This window comes from Eubacterium coprostanoligenes (assembly GCF_900167205.1).
Lineage (GTDB): Bacteria > Bacillota > Clostridia > Oscillospirales > Acutalibacteraceae > Eubacterium_R > Eubacterium_R coprostanoligenes.
Window position 1 is genome coordinate 46210 of the sequence record NZ_FUWW01000004.1, and the last position, 24795, is coordinate 71004.

General features: G+C 41.8%; 22 protein-coding genes and 1 pseudogene. 22 read left to right on the plus strand and 1 reads right to left on the minus strand.

Going from position 1 to position 24795, the window contains the following annotated elements; translation table 11 throughout:
• The first annotated feature begins 8 nt into the window (after positions 1 to 8).
• The 21 genes and pseudogenes from ispG (at position 9) to pdxT (ending at position 22096) form a co-directional block, all read left to right on the plus strand.
• Complete coding sequence (gene ispG / locus B5D29_RS02520; protein WP_078768008.1) at positions 9 to 1052, plus strand: flavodoxin-dependent (E)-4-hydroxy-3-methylbut-2-enyl-diphosphate synthase; 1044 nt, start codon at positions 9 to 11, stop codon at positions 1050 to 1052.
• Entirely contained in the window at positions 1052 to 4990 is a 3939-nt protein-coding gene (locus B5D29_RS02525; RefSeq protein ID WP_078768009.1) for a PolC-type DNA polymerase III, read from the plus strand. Before ispG ends, B5D29_RS02525 begins: the two co-directional genes overlap by 1 nt.
• 99 nt (positions 4991 to 5089) lie before the next feature.
• Positions 5090 to 6049 (plus strand): annotated as a pseudogene (gene hisZ / locus B5D29_RS08775) (ATP phosphoribosyltransferase regulatory subunit); the annotation flags it as partial.
• A 6-nt stretch (positions 6050 to 6055) separates the two neighbouring features.
• Positions 6056 to 6703 carry an ATP phosphoribosyltransferase gene (gene hisG, locus B5D29_RS08780; protein ID WP_242941729.1) on the plus strand — a complete coding sequence of 216 codons (648 nt, stop codon included), beginning with the start codon at positions 6056 to 6058 and terminating at the stop codon, positions 6701 to 6703.
• Positions 6704 to 6712: 9 nt separating this feature from the next.
• Positions 6713 to 7999: a histidinol dehydrogenase gene (gene hisD / locus B5D29_RS02535; RefSeq protein WP_078768011.1), complete on the plus strand. Its 1287-nt coding sequence runs from the start codon at positions 6713 to 6715 to the stop codon at positions 7997 to 7999.
• Positions 8000 to 8049: 50 nt separating this feature from the next.
• Positions 8050 to 8628, plus strand: coding sequence for an imidazoleglycerol-phosphate dehydratase HisB (gene hisB, locus B5D29_RS02540; RefSeq protein ID WP_078768012.1), 579 nt, complete (start codon positions 8050 to 8052; stop codon positions 8626 to 8628).
• Positions 8628 to 9341, plus strand: a complete 714-nt coding sequence (hisA, locus tag B5D29_RS02545; protein ID WP_078768013.1) for a 1-(5-phosphoribosyl)-5-[(5-phosphoribosylamino)methylideneamino]imidazole-4-carboxamide isomerase — start codon at positions 8628 to 8630, stop codon at positions 9339 to 9341. Before hisB ends, hisA begins: the two co-directional genes overlap by 1 nt.
• Complete coding sequence (gene hisI / locus B5D29_RS02550; protein ID WP_078768014.1) at positions 9341 to 9670, plus strand: phosphoribosyl-AMP cyclohydrolase; 330 nt, start codon at positions 9341 to 9343, stop codon at positions 9668 to 9670. Before hisA ends, hisI begins: the two co-directional genes overlap by 1 nt.
• A gap of 11 nt (positions 9671 to 9681) precedes the next feature.
• Positions 9682 to 10005, plus strand: coding sequence for a phosphoribosyl-ATP diphosphatase (gene hisE / locus B5D29_RS02555; protein WP_078768015.1), 324 nt, complete (start codon positions 9682 to 9684; stop codon positions 10003 to 10005).
• Positions 10005 to 12029, plus strand: coding sequence for a single-stranded-DNA-specific exonuclease RecJ (gene recJ / locus B5D29_RS02560; RefSeq protein ID WP_078768016.1), 2025 nt, complete (start codon positions 10005 to 10007; stop codon positions 12027 to 12029). The genes hisE and recJ overlap by 1 nt, the downstream gene beginning before the upstream one ends.
• Positions 12022 to 14259: a RelA/SpoT family protein gene (locus B5D29_RS02565; protein WP_242941725.1), complete on the plus strand. Its 2238-nt coding sequence runs from the start codon at positions 12022 to 12024 to the stop codon at positions 14257 to 14259. Before recJ ends, B5D29_RS02565 begins: the two co-directional genes overlap by 8 nt.
• A gap of 21 nt (positions 14260 to 14280) precedes the next feature.
• Positions 14281 to 14733 (plus strand): D-aminoacyl-tRNA deacylase, encoded by a 453-nt coding sequence (gene dtd, locus B5D29_RS02570; RefSeq protein ID WP_078768017.1) that lies wholly within the window; start codon positions 14281 to 14283, stop codon positions 14731 to 14733.
• Positions 14733 to 15344, plus strand: coding sequence for an MBL fold metallo-hydrolase (locus tag B5D29_RS02575; protein WP_078768018.1), 612 nt, complete (start codon positions 14733 to 14735; stop codon positions 15342 to 15344). The genes dtd and B5D29_RS02575 overlap by 1 nt, the downstream gene beginning before the upstream one ends.
• Positions 15345 to 15348: 4 nt before the next feature.
• Positions 15349 to 16773 (plus strand): coproporphyrinogen dehydrogenase HemZ, encoded by a 1425-nt coding sequence (gene hemZ / locus B5D29_RS02580; protein ID WP_078768019.1) that lies wholly within the window; start codon positions 15349 to 15351, stop codon positions 16771 to 16773.
• 108 nt (positions 16774 to 16881) lie between these two features.
• Positions 16882 to 17310, plus strand: a complete 429-nt coding sequence (locus tag B5D29_RS02585) for a hypothetical protein (RefSeq protein ID WP_078768020.1) — start codon at positions 16882 to 16884, stop codon at positions 17308 to 17310.
• 58 nt (positions 17311 to 17368) lie between these two features.
• Positions 17369 to 19057 carry an oligosaccharide flippase family protein gene (locus tag B5D29_RS02590; protein WP_159443378.1) on the plus strand — a complete coding sequence of 563 codons (1689 nt, stop codon included), beginning with the start codon at positions 17369 to 17371 and terminating at the stop codon, positions 19055 to 19057.
• 55 nt (positions 19058 to 19112) lie between these two features.
• The gene (mazG, locus tag B5D29_RS02595; RefSeq protein ID WP_078768022.1) at positions 19113 to 19940 is read left to right on the plus strand and encodes a nucleoside triphosphate pyrophosphohydrolase; all 828 of its coding nucleotides are present in this window, start codon (positions 19113 to 19115) and stop codon (positions 19938 to 19940) included.
• A gap of 2 nt (positions 19941 to 19942) precedes the next feature.
• Positions 19943 to 20218: an HU family DNA-binding protein gene (locus B5D29_RS02600; RefSeq protein WP_078768023.1), complete on the plus strand. Its 276-nt coding sequence runs from the start codon at positions 19943 to 19945 to the stop codon at positions 20216 to 20218.
• Positions 20219 to 20280: 62 nt separating this feature from the next.
• Positions 20281 to 20520, plus strand: coding sequence for an RNA-binding S4 domain-containing protein (locus B5D29_RS02605; RefSeq protein WP_078768024.1), 240 nt, complete (start codon positions 20281 to 20283; stop codon positions 20518 to 20520).
• Positions 20521 to 20639: 119 nt separating this feature from the next.
• Positions 20640 to 21515 (plus strand): pyridoxal 5'-phosphate synthase lyase subunit PdxS, encoded by an 876-nt coding sequence (gene pdxS / locus B5D29_RS02610; protein ID WP_337955329.1) that lies wholly within the window; start codon positions 20640 to 20642, stop codon positions 21513 to 21515.
• Between the two features lie 14 nt (positions 21516 to 21529).
• A complete protein-coding gene (pdxT, locus tag B5D29_RS02615) occupies positions 21530 to 22096 on the plus strand; it encodes a pyridoxal 5'-phosphate synthase glutaminase subunit PdxT (RefSeq protein WP_078768026.1) in 567 nt (188 codons plus the stop codon).
• A gap of 44 nt (positions 22097 to 22140) precedes the next feature.
• Here the strand turns inward: pdxT and B5D29_RS02620 are convergent, their stop codons facing one another.
• Complete coding sequence (locus tag B5D29_RS02620) at positions 22141 to 23667, minus strand: MFS transporter (RefSeq protein ID WP_143406716.1); 1527 nt, start codon at positions 23665 to 23667, stop codon at positions 22141 to 22143.
• 195 nt (positions 23668 to 23862) lie between these two features.
• Between B5D29_RS02620 and B5D29_RS02625 the strand changes: the two genes are divergently transcribed.
• Positions 23863 to 24792: a hypothetical protein gene (locus B5D29_RS02625; protein ID WP_078768028.1), complete on the plus strand. Its 930-nt coding sequence runs from the start codon at positions 23863 to 23865 to the stop codon at positions 24790 to 24792.
• The last annotated feature ends 3 nt before the right edge of the window (positions 24793 to 24795 follow it).

Consider the following 24795-nt stretch of genomic DNA (forward strand, 5'->3'; position numbering starts at 1 on the left):
AGTAGATTATGAGAACTTCTAAAAAAATAAAAGTAGGCAATACATTTCTTGGTGGCGACAGCCCTGTATTGGTGCAAAGTATGCTTAATGTTCCGTCAACAGATATTGACGGCTCTGTAAAGCAGGCAGTTGAACTTGAAAAGGCAGGATGTCAAATTATCCGCTTTGCTATTCCAAACGAGGAGGCTTTGGCACTTGTTGAGCCTATCAAAAAAGCAACTACAGTTCCGCTTGTTGCAGATATTCATTTCGATTACAGACTTGCTATCGGTGCTGCCGAAAGAGGAATAGACAAGATTCGTATCAATCCGGGAAATATCGGCTCGGAAGACAGAGTAAAGGCAGTTGCCGATATATGCAAACAAAAGGAACTTCCGATCAGAATCGGTGTAAACAGCGGTTCACTTGAAAAGCATATTCTTGAAAAATACGGCTCGCCGACTCCCGAAGCTATGGTGGAGTCTGCGCTTTATCACGCTTCACTTCTTGAAAAATTTGATTTTGATGACATTGTGATTTCAATCAAGTCATCAAATGTAAACACTATGATTAAGGCTTATGAACTTGCCGCAGAAAAATGCAATTATCCTCTCCACCTCGGCGTAACAGAGGCGGGCACAGAGCGTATGGGCATCATCAAATCAGCTGTTGGCATCGGCTCGCTTCTTACTCATGGAATAGGTGACACCATCCGTGTAAGCCTCACCGATGACCCTGTGAAAGAGGTTTATGCCGCACAGGATATATTAAAGGCAATAGGTCTTAAAACCGATTGTCCGTACCTTGTTTCTTGCCCGACCTGCGGAAGAACAAGAATTGACCTTGTAGGTCTTGCAAAGCAGGTTGAAGAGCGACTTCGTGATTGCAAAAAGCCGATTACCGTTGCTGTTATGGGCTGTATTGTTAACGGTCCGGGCGAAGCAAAAGAGGCAGACATCGGAGTTGCAGGCGGTGACGGTTGCGGACTTATTTTCAAAAAAGGCGAAATTCTCCGCAAAGTTCCCGAAAATGAATTATTAGACGAATTGATGAAAGAGATAGACAAACTATAATGGCGAAAATATACGATTACTTTTCTCAATATATTGACGGTGACGATTTGGCGATTGTCGGCAGTGGCGAAATAACTCGCTTTGCCGTTTATCGTGAAGCACGCAGGCTTGAACTCGGCGTGCTCCTTGATAAAACCGTTGATTATTCCGTTATTGAGCGTATTCAAAAATCACTTGTAAAAAATTTACAGCTTGAAAATGCTGAACTTAATATAAAATATCCGAGCAGTCTTTTCAGTACGGAAACTGTTCCTGTTGTGCTTTCAAAAATCGGTGCACTCAATCCCGTTGTCAATGGATTTTTTGATAATGCGGATGCCGAAATTGAGGATAATATTCTCACCATTTGCCTCAAAAACGGCGGAAAAGAATTGCTTGAGGCACAGGAAGTAAACAAGGACATTATTCGTGCCGTATATGATATGTTTGGTGTTGACCTTGATGATGTCTCATTTTTAGAGGTTGAAACATTTGATATGGAGTCGGCTGTTCGCAAGGCGGCAGAAGCAAAGGCGGCAGAAAAGGCAAAAGAGGAAGCCGAAAAAGAAAAATATGTTCCACATGTTCAGCTTGGAGATTTGCCGCTTTATGCCGACACACGCAAGCAGATTATGGGCAGACCGATTAAGGATTTGCCAAAACCTATTAAAGAAATCCGACCTGATGACGGCTTCGTTACCGTTTGGGGCGATATATTCAACCTTGATGTTCGTGATACAAAGCGTGGCGACTCCCGTATTTTAACTTTCTGCATCACAGACCAAACTTCTTCAGTGTCGGTTAAAATCTTTGAAAAAAGAAATATAATTGACCCGATTATCAAAAATCTTGAAGCGGCGGGAACAATTCTTATAAGCGGTCTTTACAAACTCGATACATATTTAAATGAGTATATTATTATGCCGAATCATATCGAGTCAATCAAGAAGATTGAAAAGCAGGATACTGCCGAGGAAAAAAGAGTTGAACTCCATATGCACAGCTCTATGTCTGAAATGGATGGTATGACTCCTGTTTCAAAACTCGTTGAGCGTGCGGCAAAGTGGGGTCACAGAGCCGTTGCCATCACAGACCACGGCGTTGTTCAGGCTTTGCCGGAAGCATACGCAACCGCAAAATCAAAGGGCATAAAACTTATTCTCGGTATGGAGGGATATTTGGTTGACGACACCCTTTATCCTGATTTTATGAATATGAAGTCGAGGGATTTCCAACGCCATCATATAATTCTTCTTGTCAAGGCAGACAATTCTATGCCTATGCGACTTGATGAAAATTGGCGACCTGTTATGGACGAGCCGGAGGACGGAATCATCCACCGAGGCAGAAAGAATTTGTACGAACTTATTTCAAGTTCAAATGTAAAGACCTTTAAAAATCGTCCGCTTATTCCAAAAACCATGCTTGCTAAAAAGCGAGAGGATATTTTGATTGGTTCTGCTTGTGAACAGGGCGAGATTATTCAGGCTATCCTCAGAGGAAAGTCTGATGACGAACTCTTGAAATTGGCAGAATTCTATGATTATTTGGAAATTCAGCCAAACGGTAACAATGAATTTATGCTCCACACAAGCGATCAAGAATATATCACGACAAAAAGAGGCGAGCAGAAATACAATCCTTATTGGAGGGTAAATACCGAAGAAGACCTAATAAATATAAATAAAAAAGTTGTTGAACTTGCGGACAAGCTCGGAAAACTTGTTGTTGCAACGGGAGATGTTCATTTTCTCGACCCTGAAGATTCAAAGCTTCGTGCCATTGTTATGGCATCAAAGGGATTTGATGACGCCGACAATCAAGCACCTCTTTACTTTAAAACAACTGATGAAATGCTTGAGGACTTTGCTTGGGCAGGCGACAGAGCAAAGGAATTTGTTGTTGACAATCCAAACAAGATTGCCGATATGATTCAGGACAAACTTCCGCCTATCCCACCGGGAACTTATCAGCCTTACATTGAGGGTGCTGATGACGAACTTACCGAAAAGTGCTGGGCGACTGCAAAAGAACTATACGGTGACCCTGTTCCCGAATATGTTGCATCCCGTCTTGAAAGAGAACTTAATTCGATTATTTCTCACGGATACGGCGTGCTTTATGTAATTGCCAAGCGTCTTGTTGAGGAAAGCGAAAGACGAGGTTATTTGGTTGGTTCAAGAGGTTCTGTAGGCTCTTCTCTTGCCGCTCACTTTGGCGGTATATCGGAGGTTAACCCTCTTGCGCCTCACTATTATTGCAAAAAATGTAAGCACAGCGAATTTTTCCTCAACGGTGAATACGGTTCAGGTTTTGACTTGCCTAAAAAGGATTGTCCTGTTTGTGGCGAACCGATGAAGCGGGACGGCCACGAAATTCCGTTTGAAACATTCCTTGGCTTTGACGGTGATAAAGAGCCTGATATCGACCTTAACTTCTCGGGTGAGGTACAAGGTCAAATCCATAGATTTACCGAAACTTTGTTTGGTAAGGAATATGTGTTCAAAGCAGGCACAATGTCCACTATTGCAGAAAAAACCGCATACGGATATGTTCTCAATTATTTCCGTGAGCGTGACAAATATACAGGCGAGCGTGTTGAAAAGGCAAAAGAAAATCTTGCCGAAAGCAACAGTATGCTCTCAACAATTCCAAGAGCCGAGGTTGAGCGACTTGCAACCCTCATTGACAAGGGCAAGATTACAAGAACAACAGGTCAGCACCCGGGCGGAATGGTTGTTGTGCCGGACAAGTACACGGTTGAGGACTTCACACCTATTCAGTATCCGTCAAATGATGAGAAAAAGGGTACATACACAACTCACTTCGACTTTAAGAATTCACTTCACGACACACTTTTAAAGCTTGATGAACTCGGACACGATAATCCGACACTGTATAAATACCTTGAGGACTCCACAGGCATTCCTGTTATGGATGTTGATTTGAGCGACCCAAAGTTGTATGAACTTATAACCTCTTGTGCTCCGCTTGGTGTTTCACCTGAGGATATTGATAACCCTACCGGTACGCTTGCAATTCCCGAAATGGGCACACCGTTTGTTGTTGGAATGCTCACAGAGGCACAGCCAAAAACATTTGCCGACTTGCTCCAAATTTCCGGCTTGTCACACGGCACGGATGTTTGGCTCGGCAATGCGCAGGAACTTATTGACAACGGCACTTGCACCATTTCAGAGGTTATCGGATGTCGTGACGATATTATGACTTATCTCATCCATAAACTTGAAGCGTACGAAAGAAAAACAGGCAAAAAAGCCCCTCTTACAAAAAAGGATTGCTTCAAAATTATGGAATACACCCGTAAGGGTAAAGCACCAAAGGAGCTTCCGCCTTATGAGGAGGGTATGAAAACCATCGGCGTTGAGCAGTGGTATATTGATTCCTGCTATAAAATTAAATATATGTTCCCTAAAGCTCACGCTGCAGCTTATGTTATTGCCGCACTTCGTATTGCGTGGTATAAAATTTATTATCCGGTTCAGTTTTACAGTGCGTTCTTCACCGTTCGTGGCGGTGCAATTGATGCCGTTGCGGCTGTTCAAGGCAAGGAAGCCGTTAAACGCAAGATGAACGAAATCAAGCTAAAGGGCAATGAGGCAACTGCCAAAGAAGAATCTCAATATGTCGTTTTGCAGATTGTAATTGAGATGCTTGCCCGTGGCTATGAATTCTTGCCGGTTGACCTCAATAAATCCGATTGGCGAATTTATAAAATCGAGGACGGAAAAATTCGACTTCCGTTTTCTGCTATTGACGGTATCGGCGAAACTGCGGCACAGGCTATTGCCGACGCTGTTCAACGAAATCCTGACGGATTCGTTGCGTCCGATGACCTTGCAAACGAGCCGGGTGTCGGCAAATCGGTTGTTGATGCATTGCGTGCGGCAGGTGCTCTCGGTGATTTGCCGGAAACAACACAAATTTCTTTGTTCTGATTTTTACTTGACAAGCCTGCTTTATTATGTTAGCATATTAGCGTACTAAAGTGAACTATAGGAAAGGACGGTATTTCCACGGAAATATCACACATTATTATGAAAAGATATTCAAAGATTACTCCGCAGGGCAGCAGAGATTATCTGTTTGAGGAGTGCGATGACAGAAGACGGGTTGAACACGAACTTTCTGTTTTGTTCAAGGAAAATAATTACAGAAAGGTAATCACTCCTGCTATTGAATACTTTGATGTTTTCAAAAGCGACAATGTCGGTATTGAATCGGAGATGATGTTCAAGATGTCTGATTCAAAGGGCAGAACAACCGTTCTTCGCCCCGACAACACTATGCCTATTGCCCGTATGGTTGCAACACGATTGCACGATGAGGAACTTCCTGTCAGATTGTATTACAGCCAGCCTGTATTTGTCAGGGCAAAGGATTTGGCGGGCAGACCGAGTGAGATTGCTCAAAGTGGTGTTGAACTTATTGGTGACGGCTCTTTTGATGCGGATATAGAGATTGTCAAAATGGCGGTTGAAAGCCTGAAAAAAAGCAACCTCAATTCATTTAAACTTGAACTCGGCAATGCGGCATTTTTCAATGTTGTTCTTGGAAAAATGAACATTTCGCCAAATGACAGGGCAGATGTTGTCAACTATATCGAGTCAAAGAACTATGCGGCTCTCGGTGATTTGCTCGATAAAATCGGTGACACTGCCGAAACAAGAGTAATCCGCAGATTGCCTCGTCTTTTTGGCGATGCGTCTGTTATTGATGAAGCAAAAAAACTATATTCCGATTCTGCATTTCAACAGGCTTTGTTATATCTTCAAACTGTTTACAACAGGCTTTGTGACGAGGGATTGAAAGATTATATCATTCTCGACCTCGGTCTTGTGAATCGTTCAAATTATTACACAGGAATTATATTCCACGGCTATGCCGAAGGTTCGGGCATTTCTGTTCTTTCCGGCGGTAGATATGACAATCTCCTCGGCGAATTCGGTATGCCCGCTCCGGCTATCGGCTTTGCTGTTGAGGTGACTGCTTTGTGCGAGGCTATGCACGAGGTTATCAATGTTGAACGACCTATCCGCATTGCTCTCACAAAAGGCAGATTGGAGCGAAAAACCGTTGAATTGTTCAAGACTATGGGGCTTGACACAAAGGAACTTGAAAACAAGGGAAGAAGGCTCATTCTCCCCGTTGATAAATACGAAACCGTGCTGTCAAAAGCACCCGATGTAATTACTTATGTTGAGCACGGCGTGTGCGACATCGGCATTGTCGGCAAGGACACAATCGTTGAGCACGGCTCATCTTTTTATGAGGTTATTGATTTGAACATCGGCAAATGCAAATTTGCCCTTGCTTGCCCAAAGGGAACAGATTTCTTTTCGGGTTATAAGCGAAAAACAGTTGCATCAAAATATCCAAAGGTTGCAAAGGAATTTTTTGAATCAAAGGGTATGGATGTTGAGGTTATCAAGATTGAGGGCAGTGTGGAGCTTGCTCCGCTTTTGGGGCTTGCAGACGGCATTATTGATATTGTTGAAACAGGCTCAACTTTGAAAGAAAACGGTCTTGAGGTTGTTGAGGACATCTTCCCGATTTCCGCAAGAGTGATAGTGAATATGGCTTCAATGAAACTTCGCAAGGCTGAAATAGAAGAATTTTTGAACGATTTGGAACTTGCGTCCCGTGTTTGATAGGAGGAAATGATGAAAATTACAAAGGCAAACGGCAAAGCAGAATATGCCGTTATGGAAAATCTGAAAAAAAGAATTGACGAAACTGACGAAAAAATCGTTGCTATTGTTTCAAATATTATAAATGAGGTTAAGGAAAACGGTGATGACGCTGTTCGTGAATTCACTGTTCGTTTTGACGGCGGCGTGCCTAAAAAGACTGTTATCGAAAAAGACGAACTTCAGGAATACCTCAATATGGTAGATGATGATTTCAAGTCTGCCATTATCAAAGCAAAGAATAATATCTATGATTTCCATCTCCGTCAGGCTCAACAGTCTTGGATGACCACCAAGGAAAGCGGAGTTATTATGGGACAGAGAGTTCGTGGACTTCACAGAGTCGGCATCTATGTTCCGGGTGGCACAGCAGCTTATCCGTCATCTGTTTTGATGAACGCAGTGCCTGCCAAAATCGCAGGAGTAAAGGAAATTATTATGGTAACTCCTCCTGCAACCGATGGAAATCCCGACCCTAATATTATGGCTGCCGCTGCTGTTGCAGGGGTAGACAGAGTGTTCCTTGTCGGCGGTGCACAGGCTGTTGCCGCTCTTGCATATGGAACAGAAAAAATACCAAAGGTAGACAAGATTGTCGGTCCGGGCAATATTTTTGTTGCAACTGCAAAAAAACTCCTTTACGGTGTGGTTGACATTGATATGGTAGCAGGACCGAGCGAAATTCTTATCGTTGCAGATAAAACAGCAGATCCCGCATTTTTGGCTGCCGACCTTATGTCGCAGGCAGAACACGACAAAATGGCTTCTGCAATTTTGCTCACCACTTCAATTGATTTGGCAAGAGCAACCGTGCACGAGATTGAAAAGCAGGTCAAAGACCTTGAGCGTCAGGAAATCATCCGTGAAAGCCTTGAGAATTATGGCGAAATCATTGTTTGTGATGATGTTATGCAGGCAATCGACTTTGCAAACGAACTTGCTCCCGAACATCTTGAACTTTGCGTAACCGAACCGCTTAAATATATCGGCAAGGTTGACAATGCCGGTTCGGTGTTCCTAGGCAATTTCTCACCTGAACCGCTCGGTGATTATTTTGCCGGACCAAACCATGTTTTGCCAACTTCAGGCACTGCAAGATTTTTCTCGCCTTTGGGTGTAGACAGCTTTGTAAAGAAGTCGTCATTCATCTATTACACCCCTGCCGAGCTTCACGAGGCAAAGGATGATATTATCAAATTGGCAGAAACAGAGGGCCTTGCGGCTCACGCAAATTCAATCAAAGTTCGATTTGAATAAGTAACAACTTTGTACATAAACGATTTTTCAAATAATAAAAGGATAAAATTATGCGCACAGCATCAGTAGAAAGAAACACAAAAGAAACACAGATTAAAGCGGAACTTAACCTTGACGGCGGAGAGGTTTGCATCTCAACAGGTATCGGCTTCTTTGACCATATGCTAACAGCCTTTGCTGTTCACGGCGGCTTCGGATTGAAACTCACTGTGAACGGTGACCTTGATGTAGACACTCACCACACTGTTGAGGATACGGGCATTGTGCTTGGTAATGCGTTCAAGCAGGCACTCGGCGATATGAGCGGAATTGAACGCTACGGCTCGTTCTTTATTCCTATGGACGAAAGTCTTGCACAGGTGTCGCTTGACATTTCAAACCGTCCGTTTTTGGTGTTCAATGCAGATTTCAAGCAAGAGCGTTGCGGTGATTATGAAACCTGCGTAACAGAAGAATTCTGGCGTGCTTTTGCCGTAAACGGCGGTATCACACTTCACATCAATGTGCTTTACGGCTCAAATGCTCACCACGAGATTGAAGCAATTTTCAAGGCAGTTGCTCACGCAATGAAAATCGCTGTTTCAAAAAATGTTGATGGCTCTGTTTTGTCAACAAAAGGAGTACTTTAATGATTATTTTTCCCGCTATTGATATTATAGACAGCAAGCCTGTAAGACTGTTCAAGGGTGATTTTGCAACAGCCGAGCAGGTTGCGGATGATGTGCTCGAAACTGCAAACGGCTTTGTTCAGGCAGGTGCAGAATGGGTGCATATGGTTGACCTTGACGGCTCACTTAAAAAAGAGAGAGTCAACTCTCAAACCTTTGTTGATGTTGCCGCTCAAACTCCGCTCAAGGTAGAAATCGGCGGTGGAATTCGCACAATGGCAGACATTGATTTTTATGCAAACAACGGCATTTCAAGAGTGATTTTAGGCTCTGTTGCCCTCAAAAATCCCGCTTTGGTGGAACAGGCAGTCAAGGAATTCGGCGAGCTTATCGCAGTCGGAATTGATGCAAAAAACGGCTTTGTTGCAACAGAGGGTTGGACAGAAGGCTCCGACACTCATTACATCGACCTTGCAAAGCAGATGGAAGCAATGGGCGTTAAGACCATTATTTATACCGACATTTCAAAAGACGGTACGCTCAGCGGACCGAATGTTGAACAGCTTACAGCACTCAACGAAGCTGTTTCTTGCGATATAACAGCTTCAGGCGGTGTCACAAATATTGATGACATTGTGGCTTTGAAAGATAAAAATCTCTATGGCGCGATTTGCGGAAAATCAATTTATAAAGGCACTTTGGATTTAAGACAGGCTGTGGAGGTTTGCAAATAATGGATTTGGACAAGTATTTTAAAAAGAGCGAGCTTATTCCTGCGATTGTTCAAGAACAGTCAACAGGCGAGGTGCTTATGTTGGCTTATATGAACAAGGAGTCTTTGCAAAAAACTCTTGAAACAGGCTACACTTGGTTTTGGTCAAGAAGCAGACAGGAACTTTGGAACAAGGGCGCAACTTCGGGACATTTGCAAAAAATCACCGATATAAAGGGTGATTGCGATGACGATGCTTTGCTCATCAAAGTTGTGCAAACAGGTGCTGCTTGCCACACGGGAAATCACTCGTGCTTTTTCAACAATATAGATTTTAACAAAGCGGATTGACAGGAGAAAATATGGACTATATCAGAAACGATTACGAAACAATCCTTGCAAGAAAAAATGCAAAAGAGGAAGGCTCTTACACTTGCTATCTTTTTGAACAGGGACTTGATAAGATATTGAAAAAAGTCGGCGAGGAAAGCACAGAAATGGTTATTGCCGCAAAAAACGGAGTTAAGGAAGAAACAGTCGGTGAGATTTGCGACCTTATTTATCACACACTTGTTATGATGGTGAATGAAGGTATCAGCGTTGAAGATGTTGAGGCTGTTCTCCAAAAGCGTGCAGAAAAAGCAGGCAATTTAAAGAAATTTCATAAGGTAGACAAAAATTCATAATGGCGATTAAAAGATGGGTAATAAGGCAGGCTGACAAGGAGCGTGCGTCCCAAATCAGCGAAAAATTTAATATTGACCCATTTGTTGCATTTTTGATGGTATCAAGGGGAATCGTTGACGACTTGGATGTTGTCAATTTTATGGCAGATGAATTTATGCTGTCATCTCCGTTTGATATGGTAGATATGGATGAGGCTGTTTTCACCGTGAGCGAAACGATAGAAAACGGCGACAAAATCTGTGTTTACGGCGACTACGATTGCGACGGTGTTACATCCACAACTTTGCTTGTGGATTTTCTGCGTAATAAAGGGGCAGATGTTTGCTATTATATTCCGAGCCGTGACAAAGAGGGTTACGGTCTGAATATGTCTGCAATTGACACAATCGCTTCTTGGGGCGTAAACTTGATTATAACAGTTGACAACGGCATCAGTGCATTTGACGAGGCGGAGCATATTTACGAACTCGGTATGTCGCTTGTGATAACCGACCACCATCAGCTTTCGGACGGCAGGCTTCCTGTTGCGGAGGCTGTTGTCAATCCTCACAGAGAGGAAAACACGATGGATTTCCGTGATTTTTGCGGAGTCGGTGTTGCGTTCAAACTTGCTGTTGCGATGGACGAGGATAATATTGAACAGATTGTTGAAAACTATATTGACCTTGTTGCAATCGGCACAATAGCTGATGTTATGCCTTTGAAGGAGGAGAACAGAGCGTTTGTCCGCAGAGGAATTCAAAAGCTGAACACCAATCCTCGCAAGTCGCTTGCACCGCTTATCGGCAGAAATTCAAATGCTCTCACTTCGCAGGACATAGCGTTTCAGATTTGCCCGAGAATTAACGCAATGGGCAGAATAGGCGACGCAAAAAGAGCGGTTGATTTTCTTCTTTGCGATAACGCACAGGAGGCTGTTTCTGCTTGCAATAGCCTTGATGAAGAAAATGCGAACCGACAAAAAATCGAGCAGGAAATAATTGATGATGTAAAATTGCAGATTAAAAAGAATCCTCGCCTTGTGTCATCTCCCGTTATAGTTGTGGCAGGAAAAGGCTATCATCACGGTGTAATCGGCATTGTGGCTGCTCACATTTTGGAGCAATACGGCAAGCCGACATTCATTGTCGGTATTGATGAAAACGGCGTTGCACGAGGCTCTGCAAGAAGTGTTGAGGGCTTCAATATTTTTGAGGCTTTGTCTTCTTGCAGTGATGATTTGATTCAGTTCGGCGGTCATCCTATGGCGGCAGGTATCACTCTCAATGAGGATATGATAGAAAAGTTCTCGGCTGATATAAACGAGTTTGCAATAAAAAATTATCCTGTTATGCCACAGGGCGAGCTTACTCTGGATTTCAAACTTGCACCGTCATATCTCAATGTTGACCTTGTTGATTCTCTGTCGGTGCTTGAACCATATGGAGCAGGCAATCCGCAGGCAGTTTTTGGAATATATAAATTGAAACTTTTGGGCGTCACTCCGCTCAGCGAAGGCAAACATATTCGCCTTGATTTGCAGAAGAAAGATACAAAAATCCGTGTTGTCAAGTTTTCAACACCGTATAATGAATTTCCGTACAAATCTGGTGATGAACTGAATTTGGCTGTCAAGGTGAGCAAAAATGCTTATAACGGCAAAATGTATTTGTCTGTGCAGGCGGTTGACATTCGTCTTTCGTCATTTGACGAGGAAAAGTATTTTGCCGAAAAGTCATTGTATGATTTGTACAGATACACGGGCAGGGTTGACAAATCTCTTTATCCGACAAGAGAAGAATGTGCCCTTGTCTATAAATATTTGAAGAAAAACAACGGCTACCCTTATTCGCTTGAAAGTCTGTATTTCAGGCTTCAGGACAAGTTGACTTATGGCAAACTTATGTTTGCAATCAAGGCATTTTCGCAGGGTGGTTTGATAAATTATAAAAAAGGAATAACCCTTAATATTGTTAAAGAAAAAGTAAATCTTGAAGAAACTCCGATTCTTAAGGCTTTGAAGGGAAGATTGAACATTGAGTGAAGAAGTAAAGACAACACAAGAGAAAAAAGAAGAAATAAAATTAGAGGATTATGACGATAAGTTTGATGAGTTCTTTGATGAAGTAAAAAAGAACCCGAATTATAACAGCGAGCTTATCTTAAAGGCATACAAATTGGCATATGAGGCGCATAAAAATCAGCGTCGCCGTTCGGGTGAACCGTATATTATGCACCCTGTTGCCGTTGCAAAAATTCTCTTTGATTACGGAATGGACAACGAGTGTATCATCGGTGCGCTTCTTCATGATGTTGTTGAGGATACAACATACGACCTTAATTTTATTCGTGAGCATTTCGGCGAAGAAGTTGCCGTGCTTGTTGACGGTGTAACAAAACTCGGCAAAATTCCGCTTTCAACAAAGGAGGAAGTGCAGGCAGAGAATATCCGCAAGATGTTCATTGCGATGAATCAGGATGTTCGAGTTATCATCATCAAACTTGCCGACCGACTTCATAATATGCGCACTCTTCAGCATATGCCTCCGTATAAGCAAAGAGAAAAATCACTTGAAACTCTCGAGATTTATGCTCCGATTGCTCACCGTCTCGGTATCCGTGCAGTTAAGGAAGAACTCGAGGATTTGGCAATTCGCTACCTCGACCCTTATGCTTACAAGGAAATTGAAAACTCTCTTTCTATGAAACAGAACGAGGGCAAGGAATTCCTTGAGGAAATCAAGGCTCAAATCAAGAAGAAAATTGAACCTATTATGCCGGGTGCTCAAATCACATCAAGAGTGAAATCTGTTCACGGTATTTTCCGTAAGCTATACATCAAGGGCAAAACTTTTGATGAAATTTACGACATCTATGCTGTTCGTATTATCGTTGATTCTATGATTGATTGCTATAATGCTCTCGGTATAGTTCACGATATGTTCACTCCGCTTCCGGGTAGATTTAAGGATTATATCTCCACACCGAAGCCCAATATGTATCAGTCGCTTCATACCACTGTCCTCAGCAAAAAAGGTATTCCGTTCGAAATTCAAATTCGAACTTGGGAAATGCACCGCACCGCTGAATACGGTATTGCAGCTCACTGGAAGTACAAAATCGGCAAGGGCGGAGAAGATAATTTTGACACATCACTTCAGTGGATTCATCAGATGCTCGAAAACGGCGACTCTGCCGATAATGCCGAAGATATGGTTATGTCCATCAAAGGCGACCTTTCTATTGATGAAATATATGTTTTTACCCCAAGAGGTGATGTAAAGTCGCTTCCGAAAGGCTCAACTGTCATCGACTTTGCGTATGCAATTCACTCGGCAGTCGGCAACAAAATGGTCGGCGCAAAGGTTGACGGCAGAATTGTACCGCTTGATACCAAAGTTCGCACGGGTCAAATTGTTGAGATTATTACATCAAAGCAACCGGGCAAAGGTCCGTCAAGAGATTGGCTCAAGATTGTTAAAACAGGTGAGGCACGCTCAAAAATCCGTGCTTGGTTTAAAAAAGAAAAGCGTGATGAAAACATTGTTCAGGGTAAACAGGATTTAGACCACGAATTCAAAAAGAATTATATTCGTTTTGAGGGCGACAAGTACGAGGAATTTGTTAAGAAAATTTCGGAGCGTCAGCATTTTGACAGCGTAGAGGATTTCTATGCCGCAATCGGTTACGGCGGTGTGCAGATTACCCGTCTTATGCCCGGTATTAAGGATGAATATAACCGTAATTGGAAAGAAAAAGCTCCTGCTCCTGCACAAACAACCAATACAGTATCAAAGGTTAATCGTGAGCCGAAGTCATCGGGCGGTGTAGTTGTTGAGGGAATTGACAACTGCCTTATCAATATGGCAAAGTGTTGCAATCCGCTTCCGGGTGAAGAGATTATCGGATTTATAACAAGAGGTCACGGCTTGACAATCCATTGCAGAAACTGCAAAAATGTACCTGTCGATTTGGAAAACTGTGCCGAGCCTGAACGCTGGATAAAGGCTCATTGGGACAGCAACATCAAGGTTGAGGCTCGTAGTTCTCTCAACATTTATGCCATTGACCGTGACGGTATGGTGCTTGATATTACAACCACAATAGCGAGTGCTCATGTCAAGATGAACGCAATCAATGCCCGTCCGATTAATGACGGCAATTGCCTGACTTCAATCACTATAACAGTTAACAACAAAGAGCATCTTGACGCAGTTATCAGGCTTCTTAATAAGATAGACGGTGTTTATCTTATCGAGAGAAGCGACCAGTAAAATATAATTTCGGAGAAAATTATGAAAGCAGTAATTCAACGAGTAAAATATGCAAGTGTAAAAATTGACGTAGAAATTGTCGGTGCGTGCAACCAAGGCTTTATGATTTTGTTGGGCGTACAGCAGGGCGACACAGAGGAAGATGCAGACAAACTCCTCAAAAAAGTGCCTGTGCTCCGTATTTTTGAAGATGAAAACGGCAAAATGAACAAAAGCCTCCTTGATGTAAACGGCGAGGCACTTGTTGTGTCGCAGTTCACGCTTCTTGCCGATTGTTCACACGGCAGACGCCCGTCTTTTATCAATTCCGCACCGCCTGATATTGCAAATGCTCTGTACGAATATTTTGTTCAGGGAATGAAAGATGCAGGCGTTTCAAGGGTGGAAACAGGTGAGTTTGGCGCAGATATGGCAGTTGAGCTTCTCAACGACGGACCTGTAACCATTCTTCTTGATTCAAAGGAGCTTCATTAATGAAAGTTATCAGCGAAAAATTCGGCTCAATGGATAATAATTGCAGCCTGATTATTGATGAAAAAACAAATCAAAGCGCACTTGTCGATTGCAACGAGTTCAGTCAAAAAATGATTGATATGATCGGTGATACCGACCTTAAATATATACTTTTGACCCATGGTCACTTTGACCATATAATAGGTGCAAGGGACACAAAAGCGAAGTACGGCGCAAAGGTTGTCATCAGCAGTGAAGACAAGCCTATGCTCTCATCTTCAAAACTTTCTCTTGCGGCATTTTGCAATGCTCCTCAAAATGATGTTGAGGCAGATGTTGTTGTCGCTGACGGTGACGAAATAACCCTTGGTGACACCGTAATAAAAGTTATGTCAACTCCGGGTCACACCTTGGGCAGTGTTTGCTATATTGCAGAAAACTGCATTTTTTCGGGAGACACTTTGTTTTATTGTTCTTGCGGAAGAACAGACTTTCCGTCAGGCTCGCCTGAACAAATGATGTCATCGCTCCAAAAACTAAAGGCTCTTGACGGCGACTATAAGGTGTACACAGGTCACAATAATCTCACCACACTTGATTTTGAACGAAAAAACAATCCGTATATGAAATGATTTTATGATAATTAAGAATATAAACCACGACGCATCCTATCACACAGAAAAAATCGCAGTTATGTTTTTTCCTCTGGAAAAACTGAAATTTGACGGTGACGACAATGTTGTGATAGAAACTAAAAAAGAAAATAATCTCCTTTCGGTAAGAGTAAAGGCTTATTCCCGATTGCTCGAAAAAATATATGAACTCAAAGAAAATGACGATGTAACTCATTCGTTGTCAATCCTGCTCTATGATACTTTGAGCGAACTCACAGGCTACACGCTTCCGTGGGGAATACTTTACGGAGTCCGCCCTGCAAGACTTATGCACTCAACTGTTGAAAAAATGGGAGTTGACAATGCGGTTAAAAAGTTCCTGTCTGATAAAGTGGAACAGAAAAAAATCGACCTCGCTCTGTCTGTTATGGAACGGGAAAATAAGATAATTGCACTTTCTCGTGACAATTCGTTTTCGCTTTATGTGTCAATCCCGTTTTGCCCGAGTAGATGTTCCTATTGTTCATTTGTGTCGCACAGCATTGCAAATGCAAAGGACTTAATTGCTCCTTATGTTGAACTGCTGTGCAAGGAACTTGTGCATATCGGCAAAATTGCAAACGACCTCGGATTGAGGCTTGAGTCAATTTATTTTGGTGGCGGCACTCCCACAACACTTTCTGCCGAGCAACTCGATATTCTTCTTTCAACTATTGAGGGCAATTTTGATTTGTCAACTTTGAGGGAATACACTGTTGAGGCAGGCAGACCCGATACCGTGACAGAGGCAAAACTCAATGCTCTTATGTCGTATAATGTGTCAAGAATAAGCATAAATCCGCAAACTTTTAATGATGATGTGCTCAATGCGATCGGCAGACGGCACACTTCTGCCCAAACGATTGATGCCTATGAACTTGCACGCAAGGTTGGGTTTGACAATATCAATATGGATTTTATCGCTGGGCTTAATACCGACACTCCGGAGAGCTTTAAGCAAAGCATAGACACCGCTGTGTCGCTTGCTCCCGAAAGTATCACGGTGCATAATTTGGCGCTGAAATCTGCAGCTTTCCTATGTACTGAAAATGAATTCTTCGATTTGACCGAGCGTAGCAATGCTTCAAAAATGGTGGATTATTCATATAAGGCTATGATTGAAAACGGCTATAATCCGTACTATATGTATCGTCAAAGCAAATCCCTCGGTAATCTTGAAAATGTCGGATATGCAAAAGACGGTTTTGATTGTCTCTATAATGTCTTTATGATGGACGAAACACACACGGTGCTTGCCGCCGGTGCAGGAGCAGTCACAAAACTCAAAAATCCACAGACCGCTCATATTGAAAGAATATATAATTATAAGTATCCTTATGAGTATCTCAACAATTTTGATGAGGTTTTATCACGCAAGAAAGGTATAATTGATTTCTATAGTGAATAAATTTGTATAAATACACTTATGACAGTATGTACAAATTTCACTAATAATCACATTTGGTATTGCATTAAATTACATATTGTAATATAATGATATCAAAGAGGTGTAATTATGCGAAATTTTAACGATGTATTGAATTCTGTTGACGAGGCTATCAATAACGCAAAAAAGAATGGCTCTATTGATGAAGTTATCAATAAAACCAAGGAATATGCCAAAAAGAGTGCCCAGGCAATAGAAATTTCCCGTAAAAGAATAGAACTTCTTGATACAAAAACCAAGCTTGCCAAAGCATACGAAAAATATGGCAAACTTCAGTTTAACATTTATGACGGCGGTGAGGTTAGTCAAGATGAGCTTGAAGCAACTTGTGAAGAGATCATTATGCTCAAAAGTCAGTCCGAATTTTTAGAGGCAGAAATTGAAGCATTCAAGGAAGCAGTTGCAGCTCAGGTTGATGCCAAGGTCAATCCAAAAAAGGACGAAGATGTTGTTGTTAACGACATTGATGTAGAAGTTGTTGATTCTGAGTCGGAATAATATACAAATAATTTTTTTAGACGGTGTATTTGCACCGTCTTTTTTTGTTGGTGATTTTGTGTCCTTAAAGAGTAAATATCTTTCATCTGCCTTTGTTTTGCTTGTGTCCACTGTGATTGTTAAGGTCATCGGAGCTGTGTATAAAATTCCGTTGACCGCATATATCGGCGGTGTGGGCAGGGGATATTTTGCCTATGCCTATAATCTTTGCTTGCCTGTTCATGCAATCACTATGGGGGCTTTCCCAATTGCGTTGTCAAAACTTGTCAGTACTTATAATTCAAAGGGCGACACTCAAATGGTGCTGTCGCTGAAAAAAGGCTCACTCGGATTGTTTACTGTAGTCGGTGCTGTCGGTATGTTTGTTTTGATTTGTGTTGCAAAGCCGTATTCCGATTTGATTGCCCATTCACCTAAGGCGCTTTATACTGCTCTTGTGCTTGCTCCGTCTGTGCTGTTTTCTTGTATGGGTGCGTCTTATCGAGGATATTTTGAAGGTTTTTTGAATATGATTCCGACTGCCGTCAGCCAAACTATTGATGCGCTTTTCAAAATGATTTTCGGTTTGCTGTTTGCAAAATATTCAATGGCATATCTTTTTAAGGAGTATTTGCTGTCGGGCAAGATACTTGGAGAATTTGCAATAAACGATGAAGTCGCTTTGTCGCTTATTTATCCTTATACATCGGCATTTGCAATGCTTGGTGCAACATTGGGTGCTTTTGTCAGCCTGTGTTTTTTGTGTGTTTATTCAAAAATTCACAGTACTAAAATAAATAACCCTCTTCAAACAAAAATCGCAAACAAGGAACTTTTGATGTTTTCGTTTCCGATTATGGTCAGTACGGGAGTTCAAAGTGTTTTTCAGTTTTTGGATACAGCGTCTATCCAAATCGTTCTCGGCAAAATGAATATCCTTGCCCTGAAAAATATGTTTTCTCAATCGCTAAATATAGTCAGCATTTCCGATGCTGATTTGCCGACTTATGTTTATGGCGTGTTATCTGCTTCGCTTGATTTCAAAAATTTAGTGCCCGGTGTAACTATGGCGCTTGGTGTTTCTGCTGTTCCCGCAATCAGCAGGGCCTTTGAACAGGGAAGCGGCGAACGATTGTCGGCATTGGTGAATTCAATATATAAATACACTTCGTTGTTGTCGCTTCTCGGCGGTGCTTTGCTCTATCTTTGCAGTGAGGAAATCCTCACGCTTTTCTACGGCAAGAATTCATATGATATAGTCGTGTCGTCAGTTGCTTTGGTCAAATATTTTGCGCTGACTGTTGTGCTTTATTCTCTTGCGGGTACCTCGGTTTTTGCCGTTCAGGCTATTGGCTGTGCAAAAAAATCAATCCTGCCTTATGCAGTGTCGGGTGTCATCAGAGTGATTTTAAATTTTGTGTTGGTTTCCGATGAGCATCTTGTTTTGTACGGTGCGGTCATTTCGGGTTCAGTTGGGTATGCGGTGATTACCGTTTGGAATACTGTTGTTTTATGTAAAAAGGCAAAAATAAAATTTGATTTTTTAAGGTCGATAATTTTCCCTGCGTGTTTGTTTTTGCTTGTGGTTTATTTGTGCAATTTGATTTTTAGTCAAATTTCGTTCCCGTTTTCGATAATCGGTATGATAATAATAAAATGTTCGATTTCTGTCGTTTTATTCTGTATCTTGTGCTTTTTGTGCGGTATGCTGAATTTTAGGGAGTTTTTTTGTGATCAAATATCCAAAAAAGTTCAAGTAAAACCTTGAAAAGCCCGCATAAATAGTGTATATTACAAGAAGACACATTACGAGGAAATGACTTATGGCAAAAGAATTTGTATTGAAAGATAAATATAATATAGATGACCTTGTTGCCATTATCAAAGTACTTCGTGCACCGGGCGGTTGCCCTTGGGACAGAGAGCAAACTCACGAATCTATAAAAAAGAATTTTATAGAGGAAACCTATGAGGTTGTTGAAGCAATAAATAAGCAAAGCACCGATATGCTCCGTGAAGAGCTTGGGGATGTTCTTTTGCAGATTGTGCTTCATTCCGAGATGGAAAGTGAGAATGGCAACTTCTCTTTTGATGATGTTGTAAACGATATTGTGCAAAAACTTGTCGTTCGTCATCCGCATGTTTTCGGCGAGGTTGTTGCAAACAATACTGCCGAGGCACTCAATAGTTGGGATGCTGTAAAGCTCAAAACCAAAGGACAAAAAAATCAAACAGAGTCTATGCTCAGCGTGCCTCGTGAACTTCCTGCACTTATGCGTGCACAGAAGATTCAGCACAAGGCGGCAAAGATTGGCTTTGATTGGGATAATGTTGGCGGTGCGGTCGATAAGCTCTATGAAGAGATTGATGAGTTAAAAACAGCAATGGAACAAGGCAAAAGGTTTGATATTGAGGATGAATTCGGAGATGTTCTTTTTTCCTGCGTAAATATTGCTCGATTTATTGATGTAGACAGCGAGGAGGCTTTAACCGCTTCCACAGATAAGTTTATGTCACGCTTTTCACTGGTTGAGCAAATGGCAAGTGAACAAGGGATAGATATGAAAAGTTCATCAATAGAAGAACTTGACAGGCTTTGGGACAAGGCTAAGAAAATAAAAAATTCCGAGAAATCGGTAATGGAGGATTAATTATGAATAAAACTGAATTGGTTGCAGCTGTAGCTGCAAAGGCAGAATTATCAAAGAAGGACGCAGAAGCAGCAGTAGCAGCAACATTTGATGCTATCACAGCAGCTCTTGCAGAGGGCGACAAGGTTGCACTTGTTGGCTTCGGAACATTTGCAGTTAAGGAAAGAGCAGCTCGTACAGGTCTTAACCCTCAAACAAAGGCTAAGATTGAAATCCCTGCATCAAAGGCTCCAAGCTTCAAGGCAGGCAAGGCACTTAAGGACGCTGTTAACGCTTAATTATTTGCAATAAAATTCAAGGTGTCTTTCGGGACACCTTATTTTATTTAAAGGAGTATGATATGCGACTTGATAAGTATTTAAAGGTATCTCGCATCATAAAACGCCGAACCGTTGCCAACGAGGCTTGCGACGCAGGCAGAGTTGAGGTCAACGGAAAGGTGGCAAGAGCATCGTATGATGTTAAGGTTGGCGATGTCATAAAAGTGTCGCTCGGCTCAAATGAGCGTGAGTATGAAGTGCTTGAGGTTCTTGAGCACGCATTAAAGGAAGATACCACAAAAATGTATAAATCTTTGTGATTTTTTGAGTACAGAAATTCATCTGTACTCTATTTTTTTATCAAATTTGAATATTGTTTAATGCACAGATTGTGTTATGATGTAATTGTTCGAACAAATATAATATTTTCGAGGTAATTATTATGAGCAACAGATATGAATTGAACAAGAATCTTGCACAAATGCTTAAGGGCGGTGTAATTATGGATGTTACAACACCTGAACAAGCAAAGATTGCGGAAGAAGCAGGTGCTTGTGCGGTTATGGCACTTGAGAGAATTCCTGCCGATATTCGTGCCGCAGGCGGTGTTTCAAGAATGAGCGACCCAAAGATGATTAAGGGCATTCAAGAAGCAGTGTCTATTCCTGTTATGGCAAAATGCCGTATCGGTCATATTGCAGAAGCGCAGATTTTGCAGGCGATTGAAATAGATTACATTGACGAGAGCGAGGTTTTGTCTCCTGCCGATGACCTTTATCACATTGACAAAACGGAATTTGATGTTCCTTTTGTTTGCGGTGCAAGAGATTTGGGCGAAGCACTTCGCAGAATTGCCGAGGGTGCGTCTATGATCAGAACAAAGGGCGAGCCGGGCACAGGCGATGTTGTTCAGGCTGTCAGACATATGAGAAAGATTAATGCCGAAATGCGCCGTGTTCAGTCGCTTCGCAAGGATGAACTTTTCGAGGCTGCAAAGGAATACAGAGTTCCTGTTGAGCTTATCAATTATGTTCACGAAAACGGCAAACTTCCTGTTGTAAACTTCGCTGCCGGCGGTGTTGCAACTCCTGCCGATGCCGCACTTATGATGCAACTCGGTGCAGAGGGTGTTTTTGTCGGTTCGGGTATCTTCAAATCAGGCAATCCGGCAAAGAGAGCAGCCGCAATCGTAAAGGCTGTAACCAATTATAACGACCCTCAGATTCTTGCTCAACTCAGCGAAGATTTGGGTGGAGCAATGGTTGGAATCAACGAAAACGAAATAAAAATCATTATGGAGGAAAGAGGACAGTAATCCTCTGAATAATTATGAAAATCGGAGTTCTTGCCTTGCAAGGTGCTTTTGAAGAACATATCAAAAAATTGCACGAACTCGGGGTTGAAGCATACGAAATCAGACAGCTTCGTGATCTTAATGAACGACCTGACGGTTTGATTATTCCGGGTGGCGAAAGCACGGTTATGAGCAAATTGCTCGATGACCTCGGTATGCGTAGCAAAGTCCTTGAATATACAACCGACGGTGTTCCTGTTTTCGGTACCTGTGCCGGACTTATCCTTATGTCAAAGGAAACAGGCGACCCTCGTTGCACAGGGCTTGGATTGATTGATTGCACGGCAAAACGCAATGCCTACGGCAGACAACTTGGCAGTTTTGATACCGTTGAGGAATTTGGAAATTTTGGCAAAATCCCTATGTTGTTTATCCGTGCACCGTATATCAGCAGAGCTGGTGACGGAGTTGATGTTCTTGCCACGGTGAATAAAAAAATTGTTGCTGCGCGCCAAGGAAACTTCCTTGTGACGGCTTTTCATCCCGAACTCACTGATGATTTGTCAGTCCACAAATATTTTATTGATATGATTAAGGCATAAATTAAGACCTGACTTTTAGTTAAGCCAGGTCTTCTTTTTGTTTGTTATTCACTTTTTGCCGAGTGATTAATTGCTTCTTGTTCAGCAATTCTTTCTGCACGCTTGTCTGCAAGTTCAACAATCATCTGTTGCTGAACTTTGCCGTGGATAGGATAAAGAATGAAGCATATGCCGTAAAGTCCTCTTGCAAGAGCAGGGAGGATGCAGAATACTGCCCAGATGCCGTTGAGCATTTTAGGGTCTGTCTGCGGAATAGCGTTTCCGATTGAGTCGGTGAGAGGTATGTAGTTAATCCAAGTGAGTACCATACCCGAGAGCCAGCCTGTAACCGATGTTGCAAGCTTGCCGAAGTAACCTTGAACTGTTGTAACGAGTGCTTCGTTTCTTAAACCGTGCTTCCATTCCATATAGTCAAGAGCTTCTGCTGTTACGATTTGTCCCGATACATTGAGGATTTTGTTCGGCAAACCGCAGATTGTTAAGCCAAAGATAACCCAAATCAAATTGAGTATTCTGTGGTCGGCAAAGTTTTGTCCAAAGGGATGATAGCCAATGAAGAATAATGTCATATATGCAACAAATCCGAACAAACCTGCAATGATTGAGGTTGCACGGGCACCCCATTTCTTTACCATCTTTGCGGCAAGCGGAACCATTATGTAGTTTGGAATACCGGTGAAAAGTCCGCAAATTGTTTGGTTCATAAGAGAACCGGTGTTGTTGAGCCAAAAGTATGATTCGGATGAACCGCCGACTGCTTTAAATGAGTTAAAGAAGTTTGCAAGGATAACTGCGATGAGCGGTCTGTTTGTAATAATGTTTTTGAGAGATTCAAGCACAGATGTTTCTTTCATTTCTTCACGGCTCATAAGAGGCACACGCTCTCTCATATTGAAGCAACCGAAGATTGCAAATCCTGCCGAAAGAATAAGCATAAATCTTGCAAATCCGCTGTAAACATCACGCATCGAAATGTTATTGTTGATTTTTGGCAACAAAGTAACAAGTATAGGCACAAGTGACGGAATCCAAGTGCCGAAAAGTTCAAAGAACTTTGTAACTGTAATAAGGTTGTCACGCTCGTCGGTGTTTGGAGTGATGTTGTAAATCATAAGACCCCATGCACCGAAGTAGCTCATACCGAGTCCGTAAATTACAATGGCAACTGCCGCCCAAATGACTTTTCCGTTGAAATTGATGTCGGGAGCGGTGAACATCATATATCCGCCGATAACCCATAACGGCAACGGAAGAATGAAAAATGGCTTTATTCGTCCCCAGCGGGTTCTTGTTCTGTCAATGATAAGACCCGAAATTGTGTCATCAAGTGCATCGTAAATAGATGCAAAAAGATTGATGTTTGCATAAGCGGTTGTGTTCAGCCTTAAGAATTGAATCATAAAGAATTCTTTAAATGCGTCTACAAACTGGCTTAAATTCTTTTGACCGAAGTTAACAAGAACATATGCCGCAATTTCTTTCGGAGTTAAATATCTCTTTTTTGTGTAAGCGAGCTTGTCAAGTTCTTCGTTGGTCATGGTGATGTCCTCAATGGATACTTGTTCTGCCAATATAATCCCTCGTTTCCATAACTATAGAATGTTATATAAATAGATTTTATCATAGTGAATATATAAATTCAATACTTTTTTATTTGATTTACATTTTATAAGGATTAAATTAAATATTAATGAATATCGGTTGACAATTGATATAAAAAATTATATTATATATTAGAATAAATATAAAGAATAGAGGTTACAGGTATGGCAAGTTCCTGTCCTAATTGTGGCAAAAAGCTACATTGGTACGATGTAAAAGCCGAATGTTCAAATTGCGGCGTAAGTATTCCTAACTTTAATTGGGAAGAGAGGCTTGAGGCTGATAACGAATTGGCTGAAAGAAAGTTTGCTGTTTTTTATCGCGGACTTAATCGAATAGCCTATTCTATATGGGGCACAAAACTCCGAATTGTCAGGATTATTCTTTGTGTCTTGCCCGCCATTGGTTTTATTTTGCCGTGGGCAACTATCAACAGTGACGCCGAAAGTATAGGCTTGGACCTTTTCGGTATAACTTGCAACAAATCACTTATAGATTTGCTTAAGGACTTTTTCGCAAATTCAAGCGTATACATAACTAATATGAAATACGAGGGATTTTCAGGCACGCTGAGTTTCACAATGTATTCGGTGCTGTTTATGGCACTGTCGCTCTTGCTTGCCGTGATTGCGTTTTTCCTTATTATAATACTTGCAAAACATTTCAGAACAAGTGCAATTACTGTTTTTGAATGTTTAAGCGTTCTTTCTGCCATAGGCAGTGCAGTGTGTTTCACTTTAGGAATAAAGGGCGCTCCGAATGAAATCGGAATAAACTTCGGCAGTTTCCCTGTGTATAACGCAACGGGAGGAGTTGCTTGGGGATTTTATTTTGCTCTTGCACTTTTGCTTGTTGCCGTCGGCATCAATATTGCCGTTGTCAAATCACCGGCTAAAACCGATGAGGAACTTGAAAGCGAAAGACTTGCACGCAAGGCAGCCAAAGAGCAAAAGGAATATGAAGACGCTTTGAAGAAAGAACTCGAAAGAGAAGAAGCAGAAAAGAAAGAAAAAGAAGAGCAGGCAAGAATTGTTGCCGAGGCAAAGGCAAAACTTGCCGAATCCGAAGAAAAGAAAAATAAAAAGAAGAAGTAATTT